The organism is Bradyrhizobium sp. Pha-3 (genome assembly GCF_042258325.1).
Lineage (GTDB): Bacteria > Pseudomonadota > Alphaproteobacteria > Rhizobiales > Xanthobacteraceae > Bradyrhizobium > Bradyrhizobium elkanii.
The window spans coordinates 2,544,198-2,561,660 of record NZ_CP170151.1; the positions used below are offsets into that span (position 1 = coordinate 2,544,198).

15 protein-coding genes and 2 pseudogenes are annotated in these 17,463 nt (G+C 60.6%); 9 read left to right on the top strand and 8 right to left on the bottom strand.

Annotated elements, in window-relative coordinates; genetic code table 11:
* Nucleotides 1–169 precede the first annotated feature (169 nt).
* Entirely contained in the window at nucleotides 170–343 is a 174-nt protein-coding gene (locus ACE10X_RS11885) for a hypothetical protein (RefSeq protein ID WP_018270245.1), read from the bottom strand.
* Between the two features lie 309 nt (nucleotides 344–652).
* On the opposite strand from ACE10X_RS11885, the gene ACE10X_RS11890 reads away from it, so the two are divergent.
* The 3 genes from ACE10X_RS11890 to istB (ACE10X_RS11900) all read left to right on the top strand — a co-directional run bounded on the left by ACE10X_RS11890 (nucleotide 653) and on the right by istB (ACE10X_RS11900) (nucleotide 3,785).
* The gene (locus tag ACE10X_RS11890) at nucleotides 653–814 is read left to right on the top strand and encodes a sigma factor-like helix-turn-helix DNA-binding protein (protein ID WP_018270246.1); all 162 of its coding nucleotides are present in this window, start codon (nucleotides 653–655) and stop codon (nucleotides 812–814) included.
* A 614-nt stretch (nucleotides 815–1,428) separates the two neighbouring features.
* Complete coding sequence (gene istA / locus ACE10X_RS11895) at nucleotides 1,429–2,979, top strand: IS21-like element ISBj11 family transposase (protein WP_080586188.1); 1,551 nt, start codon at nucleotides 1,429–1,431, stop codon at nucleotides 2,977–2,979.
* Complete coding sequence (gene istB / locus ACE10X_RS11900; RefSeq protein WP_016842034.1) at nucleotides 2,976–3,785, top strand: IS21-like element ISBj11 family helper ATPase IstB; 810 nt, start codon at nucleotides 2,976–2,978, stop codon at nucleotides 3,783–3,785. The genes istA (ACE10X_RS11895) and istB (ACE10X_RS11900) overlap by 4 nt, the downstream gene beginning before the upstream one ends.
* 17 nt (nucleotides 3,786–3,802) lie before the next feature.
* Here the strand turns inward: istB (ACE10X_RS11900) and ACE10X_RS11905 are convergent, their stop codons facing one another.
* The 4 genes from ACE10X_RS11905 to istA (ACE10X_RS11920) all read right to left on the bottom strand — a co-directional run bounded on the left by ACE10X_RS11905 (nucleotide 3,803) and on the right by istA (ACE10X_RS11920) (nucleotide 8,876).
* Nucleotides 3,803–4,063: a hypothetical protein gene (locus tag ACE10X_RS11905; protein WP_035633761.1), complete on the bottom strand. Its 261-nt coding sequence runs from the start codon at nucleotides 4,061–4,063 to the stop codon at nucleotides 3,803–3,805.
* Between the two features lie 2,014 nt (nucleotides 4,064–6,077).
* On the bottom strand, nucleotides 6,078–6,281 hold the full coding sequence (locus tag ACE10X_RS11910) for a hypothetical protein (RefSeq protein WP_307724583.1): 204 nt from the start codon (nucleotides 6,279–6,281) through the stop codon (nucleotides 6,078–6,080).
* 116 nt (nucleotides 6,282–6,397) lie between these two features.
* Entirely contained in the window at nucleotides 6,398–7,165 is a 768-nt protein-coding gene (istB, locus tag ACE10X_RS11915; RefSeq protein WP_209946072.1) for an IS21-like element IS1631 family helper ATPase IstB, read from the bottom strand.
* Nucleotides 7,143–8,876 carry an IS21 family transposase gene (gene istA / locus ACE10X_RS11920; RefSeq protein WP_209946074.1) on the bottom strand — a complete coding sequence of 578 codons (1,734 nt, stop codon included), beginning with the start codon at nucleotides 8,874–8,876 and terminating at the stop codon, nucleotides 7,143–7,145. The genes istB (ACE10X_RS11915) and istA (ACE10X_RS11920) overlap by 23 nt, the downstream gene beginning before the upstream one ends.
* 304 nt (nucleotides 8,877–9,180) lie before the next feature.
* Here istA (ACE10X_RS11920) and ACE10X_RS11925 point away from each other — a divergent pair, with 304 nt between their 5' ends.
* On the top strand, nucleotides 9,181–9,636 hold the full coding sequence (locus ACE10X_RS11925; RefSeq protein ID WP_050999403.1) for a TspO/MBR family protein: 456 nt from the start codon (nucleotides 9,181–9,183) through the stop codon (nucleotides 9,634–9,636).
* Between the two features lie 637 nt (nucleotides 9,637–10,273).
* Here ACE10X_RS11925 and ACE10X_RS11930 read toward each other — a convergent pair.
* The gene (locus ACE10X_RS11930) at nucleotides 10,274–11,233 is read right to left on the bottom strand and encodes a sensor histidine kinase (RefSeq protein ID WP_016846830.1); all 960 of its coding nucleotides are present in this window, start codon (nucleotides 11,231–11,233) and stop codon (nucleotides 10,274–10,276) included.
* A gap of 191 nt (nucleotides 11,234–11,424) precedes the next feature.
* On the opposite strand from ACE10X_RS11930, the gene ACE10X_RS11935 reads away from it, so the two are divergent.
* From ACE10X_RS11935 to ACE10X_RS11950, 4 genes are read left to right on the top strand one after another with little or no spacing between them, the layout of a single operon-like run.
* Complete coding sequence (locus ACE10X_RS11935) at nucleotides 11,425–12,408, top strand: hypothetical protein (RefSeq protein ID WP_038376411.1); 984 nt, start codon at nucleotides 11,425–11,427, stop codon at nucleotides 12,406–12,408.
* Nucleotides 12,409–12,418: 10 nt separating this feature from the next.
* Nucleotides 12,419–12,988, top strand: a complete 570-nt coding sequence (locus tag ACE10X_RS11940; RefSeq protein WP_016846832.1) for a hypothetical protein — start codon at nucleotides 12,419–12,421, stop codon at nucleotides 12,986–12,988.
* Complete coding sequence (locus ACE10X_RS11945) at nucleotides 12,985–13,401, top strand: phage holin family protein (protein ID WP_038379332.1); 417 nt, start codon at nucleotides 12,985–12,987, stop codon at nucleotides 13,399–13,401. Before ACE10X_RS11940 ends, ACE10X_RS11945 begins: the two co-directional genes overlap by 4 nt.
* Nucleotides 13,398–14,108 (top strand): hypothetical protein, encoded by a 711-nt coding sequence (locus tag ACE10X_RS11950; protein ID WP_028344472.1) that lies wholly within the window; start codon nucleotides 13,398–13,400, stop codon nucleotides 14,106–14,108. The genes ACE10X_RS11945 and ACE10X_RS11950 overlap by 4 nt, the downstream gene beginning before the upstream one ends.
* Nucleotides 14,109–14,413: 305 nt before the next feature.
* On the opposite strand, the pseudogene ACE10X_RS11955 reads toward ACE10X_RS11950, so the two are convergent.
* A pseudogene (locus ACE10X_RS11955) lies at nucleotides 14,414–14,512 on the bottom strand (low affinity iron permease family protein); the annotation flags it as partial.
* 263 nt (nucleotides 14,513–14,775) lie between these two features.
* Nucleotides 14,776–15,287, bottom strand: a pseudogene (locus tag ACE10X_RS11960) (ferritin-like domain-containing protein).
* Nucleotides 15,288–16,460: 1,173 nt separating this feature from the next.
* Between ACE10X_RS11960 and ACE10X_RS11965 the strand changes: the two are divergent.
* Nucleotides 16,461–16,760 (top strand): isochorismatase family protein, encoded by a 300-nt coding sequence (locus ACE10X_RS11965; protein WP_375764193.1) that lies wholly within the window; start codon nucleotides 16,461–16,463, stop codon nucleotides 16,758–16,760.
* The last annotated feature ends 703 nt before the right edge of the window (nucleotides 16,761–17,463 follow it).

Here is a 17,463-nt window from a genome sequence, read left to right on the forward strand (position 1 = left end):
TCACAAACGCGCCCTACGTAATCTTGGAAAGCCTCATGGTGCACGCGCGAAGCGCGATCGGTGTCGGCCATGGCCGCGCTTATTGCTTCGGCAGCGGGCGCGCGCTCGGTCTCCCAGCCGACAGCGTGACGCAGACAATGCGCCGATGCATCCTATGTTGTTAAGGGAACTAAGGCTTTGTTGCTCTTATCGTCCGCTCGACCTCATCGGTCAGTGTCCGATGATGAGCTGCCAGCTTGGCGAATAGCTCTTTCTTAGTCGGACTGGTCGCCAGCTTGCTGATTAGCTCACACTCTTCCGCCTCGATCCGAAGTTTTTCCAAGCGCGCCTGCATGTTCTTCATGGAAGGCCTCCCCGCAAGAGGCGGGGATCATCTCATGGGGAACCTGACGGGAACAAGCTATGACAACAGACGGCGACCGATGGAAAAGATGGGCTGAGCACATCCCGTTCGTCTAATCCGAACTAGGACACGCCACGAATCAAATCAGGACACGGGGCCTGGATACGGATAGCGCTCTACTCGTGCTCGTTGTGGCAAGGACACGCCCTGCGACAGATTAGAGCCCGGTGAAAAACCGGACAGACAGGCTAGCCAATATCTGCGATCCTCTCCGACATTTCAGGACGGAACAATTTTGGGGAGTTTCCAATGCCCGCGTGGTCCGCAGCGGACGAACAGCGACTACTGCAATTGGTTCGAGAAACAGGCCTCACGCAGCGCGAGATCGCTCAGAAGCTCGGGCGGACTGAGGCAGCGGTGAGCGGGCGATTGATCCTTATTAGGAAGCGCGCCGCGGAGAGGGCGGATTAACCCCAAGTGCGGAGCCAATTTTTGTAAGGATTCAACGCAACGCCGCCCGCTTAAAATACATGCGAGCGGCGCTTGCTCTAGCCCCAGGAAGGTTGTTGGCAAAATCCTGATACGTACACTTTGGCACAAAATGCAAATCGCGCGCATACCTAAGAATGGTTAACGCGTCCGTAAGAATACGGGAAAAAGTGGCAAAGCTCGGTTCCCTTGCTCGGCCCGCCTCTTGTGCGCCAATTAGCATACGCTCACAGAGAGCCAGCTCATCCTGCGAACACGGTCAGGCTCGACCATATCGACCAGGTGGCGTGAGGCTTTCTCAGCTTCGCTGCAAATCGTTCGTCGTTCCCCGTCGTCGGCCTTCTTCTCATCCAATAAGGCGATCCTTTGGCTTAACGTCGACTCGGCCTCGGCGGGTAATCCCCTTGCTGGGTACGCCGCAGGCTCGTGGATCATTTGCCGCGCGGCGAACAGGATGGAAGTGGAGCGTCGACCATGATGAGAGGGCTACGCCGGGCTCGTGACGCAGGGAGGGCGTAGCCCGACCGGAGTTACGAGCCCGGCGTCGGCGCGATCCACAGCGGACCGCGCCGACTGGTGATCGCGGCCGGCTGGTTATGCAAGTGGTTCTTCCGCCAAGAGGAATCACTCGCGTGCCAGGCCGACACATTACCGATCACCAAATGAGGCTCTACATGAAGTACCGTCAGACCGATAGCCCGCCCGTGGCCGCCGCCAAGGCGTCGTTCAGCACCTCGACCGCTTACCGGATCGAGCAGGATCGACGCCTTCCGTCGCAGAAGAAGGCTCCTCGCGGCCGTCGCCGGCCAGATCCCTTGGCCCGCGTATTTGAGACAGAGATCGTGCCGATGCTGAAGGCCGCCCCCGGTGTGCGGCCGGTCACGATCTTCGAGGAGTTGCTCCGACGCCATCCTGAGCTCGGCGCCGGCATCCGTCGCACGCTGGAGCGCCGGATCCGGGCCTGGCGGGCGATCCACGGCGAGGAGCAGGAGGTCATCTTCCGGCAGACCCACGAACCCGGTCAGCGCGGCCTGTCCGACTTCACCGACATGGGCGAATTGGGTGTCACGATCGCGGGCGTGCCGCTCGACCATCGTCTCTATCACTTCCGGCTGGCCTATTCCGGGTTTGAGCACGCCCATGTCGTGCTCGGCGGTGAGAGCTTCATCGCTCTGGCCGAAGGCCTGCAGAATGCCTTGTGGTCACTCGGTGGAGCGCCACGGGAGCATCGCACCGACAGCCTGTCGGCCGCCTTTTGCAATCTCGACCGCGACGCCAAAGACGATCTGACGCGGCGATACGAAGACCTCTGTGCCCATTACGGCATGCGCCCCTCCCGCAACAATCGTGGCATCGCCCACGAGAACGGGGCGATCGAGAGTTCGCATGGCCATCTCAAGCGGGCGGTCGGCGACGCGCTGTTGCTGCGTGGCACCGCCGACTTCGACGATCTCGCTGCCTATCGTGGCTTCATCGATGAGATCGTCAGCCGCCGCAATGCCCGCAACGCCAAGCGGATCGACAGCGAACGTACCGCACTTCAGGATCTGCCGGACCGCCGCACGTCGGACTATGAAGAGGTGATCGTCCACGTGACATCGTCCGGCGGCTTCACCTTGCGCAAGGTGTTCTACACGGTGCCGTCGCGCTTGATCGGCCATCGGCTGCGGGTGCGCCTGTATGACGATCACCTCGACGTGTTTGTCGGCGGCACGCATCTCCTCACCTTGCCGCGCGGGCGGCCGCATCCCAATGGCAAGCACGATCAGGTCGTCGATTATCGGCACGTGATCCATTCCTTGCGGCGCAAGCCGATGGCGCTCCTCAACCTGGTCTACCGCGACCAGCTGTTCCCCCGGGAAGCTTACCGCCGAGCCTTCGACGTCTTGCGCAAACGCTTACCGGACAAGAAGGCCTGCCGGATCATGGTCGATCTCCTCGCACTCGCCCATGAGCGCGGTTGCGAGGCCGAACTCGCCGATCAGCTCACGGCCGACCTGAACGACGGCCGGCTGCCCGACCTCAACCGGCTACGTACTCACTTCGCCCCGGATCCCGCCCAGATGCCGAACGTCGTGGTGCGCCTCGCACCGCTCGCCACCTATGAATGCCTCATCGGTACTGCCGAGATCGGAGGTGCCGCATGAGCACAACCAACGTAGTCGACACCGCGCGCCTCAATCTGTTGCTCAACGAGCTGCGGCTGCCCGCCATCAAGGTGCTGTGGCCGCAATTTGCCGAGCAGTCCGATAAGGAAGGCTGGCCGGCGGCGCGCTTCCTCGCCACCATTGCAGAGCACGAGATCGCTGAACGCAGCCGTCGCCGCATCGAGCGCCATCTCGTCGAGGCGCGGCTGCCCACCGGAAAGACCTTTGACAGCTTCGACTTCGAAGCCGTACCGATGATCTCCAAGGCGCAAATGACCGCGCTCGCCGCCGGCGACGGCTGGTTGAACAAGGGCGCCAATCTGCTGCTGTTTGGTCCGCCCGGTGGCGGCAAGAGTCACTTGGCAGCAGCAATCGGCTTGGCTCTCATCGAGAACGGATGGCGCGTCCTCTTCACCCGCACCACCGATCTCGTGCAGAAGCTCCAGGTGGCGCGCCGCGAACTCAACCTCGAGGGTGCCATCAACCGCCTCGATCGCTTCGATCTCGTTATCCTTGACGATCTTGCCTATGTCACCAAGGACCAGGCCGAGACCAGTGTGCTGTTCGAGCTCATCAGCGCACGCTACGAGCGACGCTCTTTGCTGATCACCGCCAATCAGCCCTTTGGAGAATGGAACAAGGTCTTTCCGGACCCAGCTATGACCCTCGCGGCGATCGATCGCCTTGTTCACCACGCCACCATCGTCGAGATGAACGTCGAGAGCTATCGCAGGCGGACTGCCCTCGAGCGAAAGCGTGGTCCAGGGCGGCCACCGGAGCACGCGACACAAAAAACGCTCGCTTGATTGACGCTCCGCGACAATCAAAGCAAACAAAACTCTTGCGCGCGACAATCATCGCGGCGATCATCATCGCGCCGCGACACTGACTCGCCATCCTGATCGCCGCGCTCTTCCGACCCAGATCGTCGCGCTATAATCATTCCCGTTGCGAGCGCGTGAGCAGCTTGGGGTTTTCCTTGTAACCCGACGAACTCCAGGTTTTCGATGCCGAAGTCGGTGAACGCCTGAACGCCATCTTCGCCGACGCCATAGACCCAGATCAAGCCGTCCTCGATCTGCATTTCGATGGCAATGTCGCTAACCCAGTCTTCGTCTTCACCAAGAGGCCTTCGCCGGTGAGATATACTTCGTCAAACGATAGGCAGCTTCACCGGCACCCACAATACAGTTTCACACCCATTCGTGAGGACCGGCACACGGCTCATCAAGCTGCTTGAGGCCAAAAGAAGAGGCCGTCAAGCGGCCTGCGTTGGTTCTACATGAATAGGGCAATAGCCATGATTGCGATGGGGCTCAGCCCGAGCGCCACGATGAGCGCACTAAAAGGTATATCACTGCCCATGACACAACCCTCGCGATTAAGGTTGAAATCCTATGCCCGGATGCTGGGTGGCCGCTAGTGCAATTTGTGCCACGGCAATTTCAAGACACGAAGCTTCTCCGGAGCGATAAGTGCTCGATGCAGCCGTGAGGCGCCGGAACTAAGTCGAAGTCTCGACTTGCGTCAGCGCCGAACCCCCTGGAGAGCGGCCAGCCTTTACCTTCGATATCGGGATTGAGCGAAATCCCTCGCCGGGATCAAAACGCCCGTCAGTGCCCCAAGGATCGCTCGGCGGATAGCAGTTGCCGATCCGCCTTGGCTAGATCCCTTGCTCCGATTGGCGAAAACGAACGCAAAAGGGCGGTACCGGTCGGAAGCAGATTGAGCGTCGGCTCGGAGCAGCAATGAAGAGGTCGCTAGGAATGATGCTCGCGCGTTGAGCGTTGGTCGTCGCTCATAAGAAGAGCGGCATCGGCGGATGAACGTGCCCCGGCTCTTGCTCCCAAAAGGGCTGGGGCGCATTCTGGCTCGTTGACAAGCGCTTTTCCATTACGTGGGCTAGAGCGCCCTGTTGATCTATCGAAAGATGGGTTAAAGGGTTTGTGAAGCTTTCGTCCTCGATGCTGCGGGCGTTTTTCGGGCTACTATGGGTTCACTAGCCAAGGTGATGACGAGGCAAAAAGGCGGGCTAATATCTGAATGTCCACGAGTTCATCGAGCGTTGGACTGACCATCGGCCAGTCGTTCGTATGAAACGCGGGTCCGAGTGAGCTAGCCAGCCGGAGGCCTGATTGGACTGGCCTTCCGTCCTTGGCGACGGCAATCCCATTTCCTGAGTTCACTTTCATGCGTAGCCGTTCGCTCGAACTCGTGCGCGCGCTGGATACTCGGCAACCATTTTCATCGGATGGCTCCGCAAACACCAAGTCCAGCGGGTGCTGTCTCTTACCTGTCGCCCTGGCTCTGCAAGATTTGCTTCATGAACTCAGCGCGCTCCTTTGTAAGTTTCTCAGCTCGATCACCATTCTGTAGCAGTGCTGGACCCTTGCGTTCTCGATCGTAGACCATCCAGCCCGTCCTTCCCATTCGAACAAGGAATCTGGATTGCGTAGGGTGTTCGGCGTAATTCACTGGCGCCCCCAATAGGCAGGTGCAATCCCACAATTGGGCTTTCCGCCAGCTAAGCGGTCATTGAACTATGTGAATTTTGGCAATCGACTTTAGACGAATAGGTTTACCAGGCACATTTCCATTAGGACCGTTGCTGTGGACGGGAAGAGCAGCAATTTTTCCGCCAAGGTTAGACTGAGAAACTTGGCTCCGAGCCGTACCGCGGCTTCGCTGCGGTTCATCTCAGCGGCACGGTCGACAGCGTAGCGGCCGATGATCTTTTGCAGAGCGCCGTAGCCCTCGACAAGAATGGCCCACGCAAAGCCAGCCCAAAGTACAAATGCCGTTTGCGCTAGCCCTAAACCGACACGGAATCTAGGCGGCTTCGAACGCTGGCGCGAGGGTATCTCGCTCAACCTATCACCCTACAACGGCTGCAACAACACCGCGAGCTGCTGGTTCGTGGCGAGCGGCTCTCCTCGAACGGCCCGCTCACATTGGGCTTCTCCACGCCTTGGTCAATATCGTCGGAACGGTTGCACACCTCGTTGCTGCACTACACTGCAAGTCGCGCGGGTCTCGTCAGATGCGAATGGTTTTCACGGAGCCAGCCCAGCCGCCGCAGAACGGACAATTGGAGTTGATCATGCCGCAAGCAGACGCTTGTAGCGGCGATAAGCGTCGATCGCATTGTTCGCAAGCATGAGCTGCCGATGCTCTCCAGCCCGCACCATGTCATCGATATTTCTGAGAAGAAAGCGGCTCACATCGCCAGGATCTGTGATCTCGCCGGAGCGTTCGAGCAAGTCCCAGGCGATCTGGATCGACCTCTCCACGAGGACTGGCAACGATTCACTCATACGAGACAAAACAGACGTCGATATCGATCCCCGCGGGTCACTTCAAATTCCTCCGGGTGAGGTCAGTCAAATTCCTCCACCCGCGAGGCAGGACATGGTGATTGTTAGTTTGACATTGTCTCCCGGGCAAGGGCTTCAGCGGCCTCTTTGAGCCGATAGCTGCGTCCGTCGAACTCAAGCAGATGGCAATGATGCATCAGGCGATCGAGGATCGTCGTGCTCATGGTGTTGTCCCCCAGGTATGTCCCCCAGTCTTGCACGACGCGATTGGAGGTGACGATGACGCTGCGGCGCAGTTTGTAGCGCTGATGGATCAGGGTCTGCAGCAATGCGCCGGCGTCGTCAGGGATGGCGCGTGCGAGGAACAGATCGTCCAGCACGAGGAGATCGCAGTCGATGATGGTTCGCAGCCGGACCTCGCGTTGTGCCGGGGAGTTCATGGCGTAGCGGTGGAAGAAGTCGTCGGTCTCAAGATACTGGATCTTGTGGCTTTGCAGGATTGCCTGATAGGCAATCGCCTTGGCGATGTAGGACTTCCCGGTGCCAGGTTTGCCGACAAGCAGCGCGTTCTCGCCAGCGGCAATGAACGCCAGGGTGTGGAGCTGGAAGCAGGTTTGGCGCGGCAATTTGGGATTGAAGGACCAGTCGAACTCGGCGAGCGTCAGCTTTTCGTCGAGCCCGGATTGCTGGTAGCGGCGCTCGATGAGGCGGGACTGACGACGGTCGAGTTCGTCCTGCAGGATCAGGGAGAAGGTCTCGAGGAATGGCTGGTTGGCGCCCTGCGCCTGCAGCACGCGCGTCTGCAGCGTGTCGCGGACGCCCGACAGGCGCAGCTGTCGCAGGCAACGCTCAATTTCCGGCATGGTCATCATGTGGCTGGGTCTCCAGTTTGAGGTGAGAAGATGCAGCGGGAGCGCTCGTGGCGCCGGAGCTGGCCGGGGTTGCGCAGGCGACACGAGCGTGGCTGTCGTGAGCCTCGGCCTGCCGGCCATTGTCGCCGGCATCGTGCCGCACGGCACGGCTGAAGAGATCGCCGTATTCGGCCGGGGCACGGATCAGCGGATGATCCTGGGTGAGCGGCGATGCCGGTTGTGGCGTCGCTCCAACCTGCTCGATCGCCTGTTCGAACAACCGCTCGACGGTCGCACGCACGTGCTTGTAGCGGTAGATGCGGTTGTCGATGGCGTGCGCGCAGGCTTGCTCGACCAGCCGCGCCGGATACTTCCGGCTCAGCCCGACAATGCCCCACATCGCGCGCTGTCCGGGACGTCCCTCGGTGTCGAACACCTGCTGGCACAACGCCTTGGTCTGCGGCCCGATGCGCTCGGCGCTCGCCAGCAACACGGCGGTTTGCCGCGACGGATTGAACGGCCGTTCGTTGGTTGGCAGGACGACAGAACCGGGGTGCGTCATCCTGGAATGAACACGCAGCAGCGCACGGGTGTGGCGATCACGGATCTCGATCATGGAGGCGTAGATCCGCACAACGACCTGGCTGCCGATGGGCGCGGGTCGCGCGGCGTAATAGCTGTTGTCGACGCGTACGGTGGTGTCGTCGCAGACGGTCCGAACGACCTCGGTGAAGATGCGGAGGGGCGCGACAGGCAGCGGCCGCAGGTGCGGCTTCTCCTCCTGGAACATGGCCTCGACCTGACGGCGCGTGCTGCCGTGGATGCGCCTGGAAGCCCAGTTCTCCTCCCAATGCCGCAAGAACTCGTTCTGCGCTTCCAGTGTCTCGAAGCGCCGTCCAGCCAGCGCGGTGCCCTGGGTATGTTGAATCGCATTCTCGACGCATCCTTTCCGATTGGGGTCGGCCACCCGCGCGGGATCGGCGACCACGGCGTAATGAGCCAGCATCGCGCTGTAAATCGGGTTGAGCTCGGGCTCGTACAGATCGGGCTTGAGGACACCTTCCTTCAGATTGTCGAGCACGACATATCTGACAACGCCGCCAAAATACCGGAACGCTTCTTCGTGAAGCTGCGCCCAGACTTGCTGGCTGGATTGCCAGACCACTCGCCGGAAGCTGCGCCGCGAGTAGCGCAGCGTCATCACGAACAGGCGGGGGCGGCGGTACCGGCCGCTCCTGGGATCGATCGTCAGAGCGCCCTCGCCATAGTCGACTTGAGCCTCCTCGCCGGGGAGGAACTCAAGTCGATCAAACTGCTCGGGATCGCTGTGGCGCAACGTGCGGACAAACCGCTTGACGCTCTGGTAGCTGGACGGAAAGCCAAATTGATCGACCAGGTCCTGGTAAATCGCCTGCGCATTCCGCTTCAGGCGGACCTGTCCTTCGATCCACGTCCGATGCGGTTCGCAGGCCGAGCGGGCCAGGCTGCTGCTGACCGTCGCTTCCGATGCCCCAAAAGCCGGTGGTCGGGGTGGAGGAATTTGGCCGTCCTCGCTCACCGGGCCGGTGGTCACTTCCCCGGGGGAATTTGCCTCCGCACCAGCCCGCAGCGCCCGGTAACGCCGGATCGTCTTGCGATCGACCCCCGTCAACCTGTGGATCTCGCGCTGGCTGGCGTTGCGATCGAGTAGCGTAAATACCGTGCTTTGCAGGTGTGGCTTCAAGACGTTCAACTCCCCGGTCCCTTGCTGGCTAGACTAAAGGGACCGAAAATAAACGTCCTGCCTGACCGCTACCGCTGTTCAGCGGCGCTGACGGCGATCATCAGGTGGGGGAGTTTCAAGTGACCATACCCGGGGGATTTTGACCGACCCACGGGGTCGATGGTTCCTGTTGTAAATGCCGGCGGATCGCGGCTCCAGCCGGACAACATAGCTTACCGTCGGGCAAGACGCCGCGAGGGGCGCCTCAGGACTATTGGCCCGCCGATGTCTGGACTGCCTATTCCCGCCTCTGCTGAACGTGCAATATTGGATCATGAAAGCACGAAATCGAAGTCTGCTCATCTTTCTTGTTGCCGTCGTGGGTATTGGTTGGCTAATTGGCGCAACCAACTTGCCTGGTGCATGGTATGCCGCACTGCAGAAGCCGACATTCAATCCTCCGAATTGGGTGTTCGCGCCAACTTGGACAATTCTGTATGTGATGATCGCAATCGCGGGCTGGCGCACCTACCTGCAGGAGGTCAATGGCCTGGCCTTGCAGGTTTGGCTCGGACAGATGGCGCTTAATTTTCTTTGGTCTCCTATTGTTTTCCGCTTGCACAACTTGGCCATGGGGCTCTCGGTCATCATTCTGCTGCTGGGCCTGATTCTGTTATTTATAGGCCTGCAATGGCGGGCCAATCGGCTTGCTGCGCTCTTATTTATCCCGTATGCGGGCTGGGTAGCGTTTGCATCGCTTTTAAACTTTGCTTTGTACCGCCTTAATTGAATTCCTGATGGACCTGCTAAACGCGAGTTAAGAGCCGCCGGCGGGCGGGCTCGGCGCTTTGAGCGATCCAGCCCGGCACCCGGCACGCCCGGTTGGGGGCGACGGCTTCGAAATTTTTCGGGTCCCTCTTGAAACCAAAATCCGCTTTGCTTTTTTGTCGCCTTCAAAGGATGGCGTCGAGGCTTGGTCAGGTGAGACGGGCACCGGTCCTGCCCGCTGCCGCTCGTAACCATCGTGCTCTTTGGAGGATTTGGCTTGCGCAGTCACAACTTTTCGTCTCTCCGGCGCTCGACCATCGGTTTCGATCTTGACCTCGCGGAAATGGCCAGCGGGCGGGCGAGGACAATTACCCGCCTTACAACATCGAGCGGATGACGACCGTTACCAGATTTCGCTGGCCGTGGCGGGCTTCGCGCCTGAGAACATCTCGATCACGCCGATCAGTCACCATCGAGGGCAGTAAGCCTGAAAAAGGCGAGCGCCAGTTCCTCCATCGCAGCATTTCAACCCGCAATTTCAAGCGCCAATTCAGCCTTGCGGACTATGTGCAGAAGCTCGAAGCCAAGGCGGCTTCTCGCATGTTGAGAGTCGGATGCATCAGCGATTGAATTCCCCAACTTCGGGTAGGCGTTCGTGATCAGCTTTCGATGACGACCACGACTTCCACCTCGCAGCCTTGCGCCATCGGCGCCCTGGTCATGCCTCCCTGCATCTGGGCCACCATCAGATTGATCAGGCGGGTTCCCAAACCGCTCTTCGCCTCGGTGGGGCATCCGATTCCATCGTCCCTCACCGTGATCACGACCTTTTCGTTTCTCTTCCGGACGTCGACTTCCACGACGCCCGGGCGCCCCTCCGGAAACGCGTACTTGAACGCGTTTGTCACCAGCTCGTTGACGATCAAACCGACGGATGCGGCCTGCGAGCTCTTGACGGCGATTTCGTCGCAGGACACCCGTATCGCGATCGGGCGCACTCCCCGGTGCAGATCCGAAAGGCTCCCGCACAACGCCTCAAGATAAGCGGGGAGGTCGACCGAGCTGTTGACCGGCGTGTCGCGCAGGCGATCATGAACCTTCGCGACAACCTCAATCCGCGCCAGCGCGGAGGTGATCGCTGCCTGCACGGCGGGATTAGGGTCCGATCGCGCCTGCAGACGGAGGATCGACATGATCGTCGCGAGGTCGTTCCTGGTCCGGTGCGCCAACTCCATCATGAGAACGTCCGCGTAGGCCTTTGCCTCCGAGTGCTTCTGGAGTGCCGTGCGCAGGGCTTCCGTTACCCCTGCAAGACATAGCCCGCTAGCGAGAAAGATCAGGAGGGGCGCGATAGCGGCGCTCGGAGGCGGAGGGATAAAGTATCGCGCCGCCAGCGCCGCGCTCGCGCCGGTGGCGAGAAAGCCTGAGCCGCGATCGAAGATGACTGAGGCCAGGAAAATGGCCGGGATGAACAGCATCAGCGGATCGGGTCTCAACTGATCGTCCAGCAGGAGCTTGGCGACAAATGCCAACCCGACAAGCCCGAGGCTCAAGAGGTACCGCACCCACAGGGGATATCTGGGCGTGACGGACATGAAGCGAAGCAGGAGCCGGTCCATGGAAAGCAACGAACCGGCTTGTCGGCGTGTTCCTGTCGCTTGCCTCAAGCGCTTCGGCCGGCGCGCGGACTGCTGAGCCTAAACCAAAGTGGGGTGCTCTGGGCCTGTCTCTCTTCTGGTCCTGAGGAACGATTCAACAAAGCGTGAGTTCGTCCCGAAAGAACCGAACAAAAATCCAAGAGGGTAATTCCATGACGCGATCAGTGGAGGAGCTGAGGGGGGAGTGCGAGCGAAGCCGTGCCGAGTTCGCGGCGACGGTCGATAGGTTGAGGGAGCGGATATCGGATACCGCTGACGACCTCCGTCACAAGGTCTCGCCCCAACACATCAAGTCGGAAGTCTCCGATTACATCAGCAACAAGACCCAGAGTTGGGTCGAGGCGCTGAAGCAACAAGCCATGGACAATCCGATGCAGGCGGTCGCTGCGGGCACCGCGGTCGCAATCCCGCTGCTGCGCCTGGCGCGCGGTTTTCCACTACCACTTCTGATGATCGGGGCTGGCCTTGCCCTGACCTCGAAGACGGTGCGCGAGCAGGCCGCGGAAGCGGCCGCACCGGTGATGGAGAAGGCGGGAGAGATGCTGGATCAGCCCGCCGACCGAGTGGACGCGCCGAGCAGCGACATGAGAGATCGGCTGAATTTGGCTCAGAGTCAGGCCAGCGACATGGCCAGCGATGCGCAAGATGCCGCTGCGGGCCTGGCCGACGATCTTGGCAAGCGGGCGGCGCAGGCCGCCGGCACTGTCGGCGATACGCTCAAGAGCGGCATGGATGCCGTCAAGGGGAGAGCTGGCGCGGTCAAGGACGCGGCGGCCACGGCGCCTGCAAAGGCCCGGCAGGTCATCGGCGACAATGCCGCCTTGATCGCCGGCCTTGGGATCGCGATCGGCGCCATCCTTGCCGCGGCTCTTCCCGAAACAACCGCCGAAGCCAAGGCGATGGGCCCGGCGAGCGACAGCATGAAACGGGCGGCGGGGGAGGCTGCACAATCCGGTTTCGAAGCAGCCAAGGATGCGACGATGTCGGCGGCCGACGCGGCGGCAAGAAGCGTCGGCGAGGCCGATCTCGGTGGGCATGCCAGCCGCATGACCGAAAACGTGGCGGACAGACTCAAAGAGGCTGCCGACGACGTCGTCAGGGCGGCCTTCAGTCCTTCCCCAAACCCAAACACTTGAAAGAACGATCATGAGCGATGTGGACCTGACTAAAGAGACGAATTCCACGCAGAACCAGAATACCGGCCCTTCGCAGACCCTGAAGGAGCAGATGGCCGATGCCGGCGCAGAGGTGAAGCAGCGCGCCGGCGACGCCCTCCGAGCGTCGACCGATGTCGCCAGCGACAAGTTCAAGGAAGCGGCTGACGCCGCCAAAGACGTGGCTTCCGGGACAGTGGACCAGATCGAGGACCAGGCGCGCGACAAGCAGCGGTCGGGCGCGGACTTCATGGCGCGCCTTGCCGATAACATTCGTGAAGCGGCCCGCGCCTTCGAGAGCGATGCGCCGTTTGCTGCTCGTGGCATGACTTCTGCCGCCGAATATGTCGATGACGCGGCCGATAAAGTCCGCCACGGAAGTTTTCGCGACCTGGTCGACGGCGCCACCGATTTTGCGAAGCGGCAGCCGGCCGCGTTTCTAGGGATTTCGGTCCTTGCCGGGTTCGCGGCAGTCCGTTTTCTGAGGGCGTCGGGCGGGCGTTCCTCACCTTCGAAACACCGCGAACAATCGTCATCCTCGCAGCAAAGCAACGTGTCATGAGCATCCAAAACGATATCAGGACAAGTCAGAACGATCTTAGAACCATCTCGACGCTGCTCGGCGACGCGTTGTCGCAGTTCGCCAAGCTGTTCCAGAACGAGGTGGATCTCGCCAAAGCCGAGTTAGGCGAAAAGGTTCAGAAGGTCGGCAGCGCGCTGGTCTTCATCGCCGGCGGTGCCCTCCTGGTGATCCCAGCCTTGGTGATGGCGCTGTTCGCCCTATCGGCGGCGATGATCGGCGCAGGATGGTCACAGCCGCTCTCCTATTTGACGTCGGCGATCGTGGCCGCGGTGATCGCGGGTATACTGTTCGCGATCGGCATCAACCGGCTAGATGCCCGCGGTCTGGTGCCGCGGGAAACCATGCGGCAGCTCGATAACGACAAGGATACCGTGAAAGGGATGGTGCAATGAGCAGCACGCAGACGAGTTTCTTCGATAGTCTCGTAACGGCGGTGCGGGAAAACCCGCTCGCCGCAGCACTGATCGGAGGCGGTGTGTTCTGGCTGTTGGCAGGCGACGAGAAGCTCAAGAGCGCGACGCGATCGGCGACAGCGGCGGCTTCGCCGATCGTTGATCTCGGCGCGCGCAATGTTCGCGCGGCCGCGTCCGGACTCCAAAGGACCGCGGCGCCGCCGACCGCGCCAGAAATGGATCATGATGACGCCACGGAAACCACACGCGAGGCCGGTAGCGCGGCTTCGGACGCCATGTCGGAAGCGGCGGACAAGATCAAGGACCGGTTTGACGAAGGCCTCGCCTATGCGCGCGAGAACCTCAGCATGCCCGGAAAGGAGGCTTTCACGAAAGCGCAGTCATCGTTGGCCGGCATGTTTGACCGGCAGCCGCTCGTCCTCGGCGCCGTGGGCTTGACAATCGGAGCGGCAATCGCGGGTGCGTTCCGGGCTTCCGATCTCGAGAACGAATGGGTGGGCGAGCTCAGCGACGATGTCAAAGCCGACTTGAACACGCGCGCCGGCGCGGTATCGCAAAGCCTGCGCGAAGCCACCGATACGCTGAGCGCCGAAGTCGGCGACGTCGGCGCCGAAACCATCGATCGGGTGAAGCAGGCTGGCATCGATGCGGCGGATGCGGCACGGAAAAAGGTGAGGTCGCCATAAGCCTGAACCGAACCGGACAAGCTGCAATGTGGCGGACGGTCGGGAAAGAGGCGGCGACCAGTTGGTCGAGCCACAAGGATGCGCGGCAGAGCGCCGACCTTGCACACTACTCGGTGTTCTCCTTGGGTCCTATTATCGTGATGGCGATTGCGAGCGCGGGGCTGTTCTTCGGCTACGACGCCGTCACCTCACAAGTCACCTCCTCCTTGAAGGACATGCTCGGGGACACCGGAGCCAACGCAATCGATGCGATGCTGGCGGGAGCCAGCCGCCCCGCCGAGGGCATTCTGGCGACGGTTCTCGGCGTCGGCGCGCTGTTGTTCGCCGCGATCGAGTTTTACCTGCATGGCAGCGCTGTCGCGGTTCTGCGAATTCTGGATCAGGAAAACCATAAGGAAGGTGACAGGAAGTTCTCGTCGGATTGACACGTTCGACGACCTCGCCTCGCGACCGGCCGGATTAAGTGCCGGTGTGGTTCCTTCGCTCAGGGCGCGCTCTTGGAACGCCGTGCTTGCTCGCCTCTCTGACGCGCAGGCTGCGAGAGCGCTCGCACGTTCGTGCGATTGCTTTGCTCTCGACGATCGAGGCAGCCGCACCGTATGGATCGCCTGCTAGAACGCCTGTCGGAGCGGCGTCGGCCAGACTAAGAGGTCGCGCTTGACATCAGTCAGGCGTCTTCCTCTTCTTTCTCGGCTTCAACGTTGACAACCGACTTGGCGATGCCCGTCAGAGTCTTGTCAGTGTTCTTTTCTTCGGTCAGGGTCTCTTCAAGCAGCTGGACGCTTCATCATAGCCGAGCTCTTCAGCCCATGTGGACAGCGTGCCATAGCGCGAAATCTCATAGTGCTCGACGGCCTGGGCGGCTGCGAGAAGACCCGCATCGAGCGCGGGCATTCCCTTGAAGTCCTTCATGATCTCGGAGCCTTCTTCGGCGATGCCGTTGATGGCCGCGCAGGTTTTGCCGCGCGCGGGCTTGCCGATGATCCTGAATACGCGGTCGAGTCGCTTAACCTGGGCCCTCGTCTCGCGCTCATGCTGCGTGAACGCCGCCTTGAGGTCGGGCGACTGCGCCGCCTTGGCCATCTTCGGGAGGGTTTTGAGGATCTTGTTTTCAGCGAAATAGATGTCCTTTAACGTCTCGTGGAAAAGGTCTTCCAGCTTCTTCGGCTTCCTAGCCATGCGCTGCTCCTCTTAAGTGGCGCACAACAACAATTGGCGGGAAACCCGGTTCCAATTAGGACAATGGCGGACCCTCGGCTGAGCGCGCGTCATGCGTTAGGGAGTCAGGAGCAAGAAGCTCTGGAAGGGGCTTCTCAGCATTCGGCGGCACTGACTGTGGCTGACTTGGTTGTCCGGCTGCACGAACAACGATTTCGAGGTCGGGTTTTTACCCGGGCGCCATTCACAAACGTGAGGCGGAAATTGTGGGTTTCGGAAAAGGGGCGCTTCTCTGGTTCATCGCATACCGCTTCCGATCATCATTATTCCTGCAATGCACCACTGAGGTGCGAATGTCTGGCCTAACTCAGAAGTTCTAGCCGGACCGCGTAGGATAAACATGCGTGACCCGGACGTACGGCATTGTCCGGTCAAGCATTGCAGGCAAGTCCAGAAGAGTTGCGGAAAGCGATAGAAGGAAAGCGATAGAAAAGGTCGGCAATTCAGCTGCCGCTGTTGGTAAGGAATTGTCGGCGTAGCCGAAGGCGCGCGGTATTCCGGCGATCTCAGGAGCGGGGCCCACGCGCTTTTTTTGGGTGCGATGCTTCTCCAGTGCAAGAACTACGTCTTCCGCGCGCTTATCTTCTCGCATCCCAAGATATAGACGAATTGCACATTTCGCGGGAGCCCGTCGATTCGGTGAACGTCGTCATGCCCACCCGGATCGGTTGCCTTGCTGGCGTCCTCAAGTATGGTCGCGACCGCTCCGATAGCCCGGACCACGTCGATATCTTTGCTAAGATCTGTCACGCAACGTCCACTTGCTACCGGGCCCGGCGAGTCGCTGGCTACAACCCTCGAGCACGCAGGAACTAACCGGGTCTCGCTCCGTTGGGGCTCGCTTTCCGGGATTTTGAGACAATGGCGAAGGACGATGAAGTTTGGTACGGGCCGCCCGGTGAGAGCGCGGTTCATATCTGCGTTGATATGCAGTAATGTTCGCTGAAGCCACCGACTGGAAGATGCCCTGGCTCCCGCGCGTCCTCCCGAATATCCTCGCCGCAACAGCTGCTCGTCCCGAGAAAACCTTGTTCACTCGCTTTATTCCTGCCCGCAAGCCGGGCCAGGGCGCGTGTACGTGGCGGCACTACTACGAACGCTGGGGATCGATGACAATCGACATCATCGGGCCAGATGGTGGAATTGGTACCCGACCGCGCGAAGTTCGCTCCCGCGGCCCGCAACTTCGACAAACATGTTTGTTCGCCGTGGACAGGCTGCGATCTTCACCAGCAGCTATGCAGCGATGGCATCGATACGGTCATCATCACTGGCAGAGAGACGGATGTGTGCGTGCTGGCGACCATGCTTGGCGCTATCGAGGGTGTCCAACGGGACCAGCGCATAACGCAACTCCACGCAAAACCAAGAGCCAAGTTTGGCTTGGGTACGTCAAGTCGAGTTGCTACAGCTTGCCGGCCCACCGTCACATAACCAATCCGCAGCGAGGCCCGTTGTGGGGTCCTACGGGGCCTCGCCTTGCACGGTAGGGGTTCTCAGCCTGGAGAGAGCTGAGACTCCAAGTGAAACTGTCTTCGGCAATCCCGTGAAGGGGCAGGAAAAAGCGGCACTTTCGCTCTCCAGAGTTCACATGGGTTATTCCGGAACCGGCGTCGTTTGCATTATCCGAGCAATAGAGCAGGCAATTTTTTATTCCGTATTCTTTCAGCCCTAAAACGACGACCGCTGCCTCCTCTCGGTGGACAGCGGTTCGGGCGATCCGGCCTGGCCCCAGCATGATCCGGATGCTGGGGCCTTTTTGTGAACAGGAACGAAGCGCATGCCGCGGCATTGGCCGCCTGTTCGGTGCCGCACCGCTACCGGCACTGAGACGCCCAGCCTCACACTGGCCCCAGCTTCGCAGTTGGGGCTCTTTCTTGTCGGCCAATAGGTCTTTGCCGACTTTGATGCTGTCTTGGGTACTGTTTTGATTCGCTTGGCGTCGGATCGGCCTCAGCTACCTTCTCGCTGGGGCCGTTTCTTTCCGGGAACAAGCAGTAGCGCGCGAAGTTATCTCTCCACGATGGAGTGGGACTACTTAACGGCTTCGGTGCTCCCCAGTGCGCCGGGGCCGTTCGTTTCTAAGGTGGGACCATGTCGGAAGAAGGCCGCGATTGGACCCTCATTATCGTTTTTC

What these genes read in the sequence shown, in the direction of transcription:
- ACE10X_RS11885 (WP_018270245.1), bottom strand. Translation starts at nt 343, where the DNA reads ATGAAGAACATGCAGGCGCGCTTGGAAAAACTTCGGATCGAGGCGGAA.
- ACE10X_RS11890 (WP_018270246.1), top strand. Translation starts at nt 653, where the DNA reads ATGCCCGCGTGGTCCGCAGCGGACGAACAGCGACTACTGCAATTGGTT.
- istA (WP_080586188.1), top strand. Translation starts at nt 1,429, where the DNA reads ATGCAAGTGGTTCTTCCGCCAAGAGGAATCACTCGCGTGCCAGGCCGA.
- istB (WP_016842034.1), top strand. Translation starts at nt 2,976, where the DNA reads ATGAGCACAACCAACGTAGTCGACACCGCGCGCCTCAATCTGTTGCTC.
- ACE10X_RS11905 (WP_035633761.1), bottom strand. Translation starts at nt 4,063, where the DNA reads ATGCAGATCGAGGACGGCTTGATCTGGGTCTATGGCGTCGGCGAAGAT.
- istB (WP_209946072.1), bottom strand. Translation starts at nt 7,165, where the DNA reads ATGATGACCATGCCGGAAATTGAGCGTTGCCTGCGACAGCTGCGCCTG.
- ACE10X_RS11925 (WP_050999403.1), top strand. Translation starts at nt 9,181, where the DNA reads ATGAAAGCACGAAATCGAAGTCTGCTCATCTTTCTTGTTGCCGTCGTG.
- ACE10X_RS11930 (WP_016846830.1), bottom strand. Translation starts at nt 11,233, where the DNA reads ATGGACCGGCTCCTGCTTCGCTTCATGTCCGTCACGCCCAGATATCCC.
- ACE10X_RS11935 (WP_038376411.1), top strand. Translation starts at nt 11,425, where the DNA reads ATGACGCGATCAGTGGAGGAGCTGAGGGGGGAGTGCGAGCGAAGCCGT.
- ACE10X_RS11940 (WP_016846832.1), top strand. Translation starts at nt 12,419, where the DNA reads ATGAGCGATGTGGACCTGACTAAAGAGACGAATTCCACGCAGAACCAG.
- ACE10X_RS11945 (WP_038379332.1), top strand. Translation starts at nt 12,985, where the DNA reads ATGAGCATCCAAAACGATATCAGGACAAGTCAGAACGATCTTAGAACC.
- ACE10X_RS11950 (WP_028344472.1), top strand. Translation starts at nt 13,398, where the DNA reads ATGAGCAGCACGCAGACGAGTTTCTTCGATAGTCTCGTAACGGCGGTG.
- ACE10X_RS11965 (WP_375764193.1), top strand. Translation starts at nt 16,461, where the DNA reads ATGGTGGAATTGGTACCCGACCGCGCGAAGTTCGCTCCCGCGGCCCGC.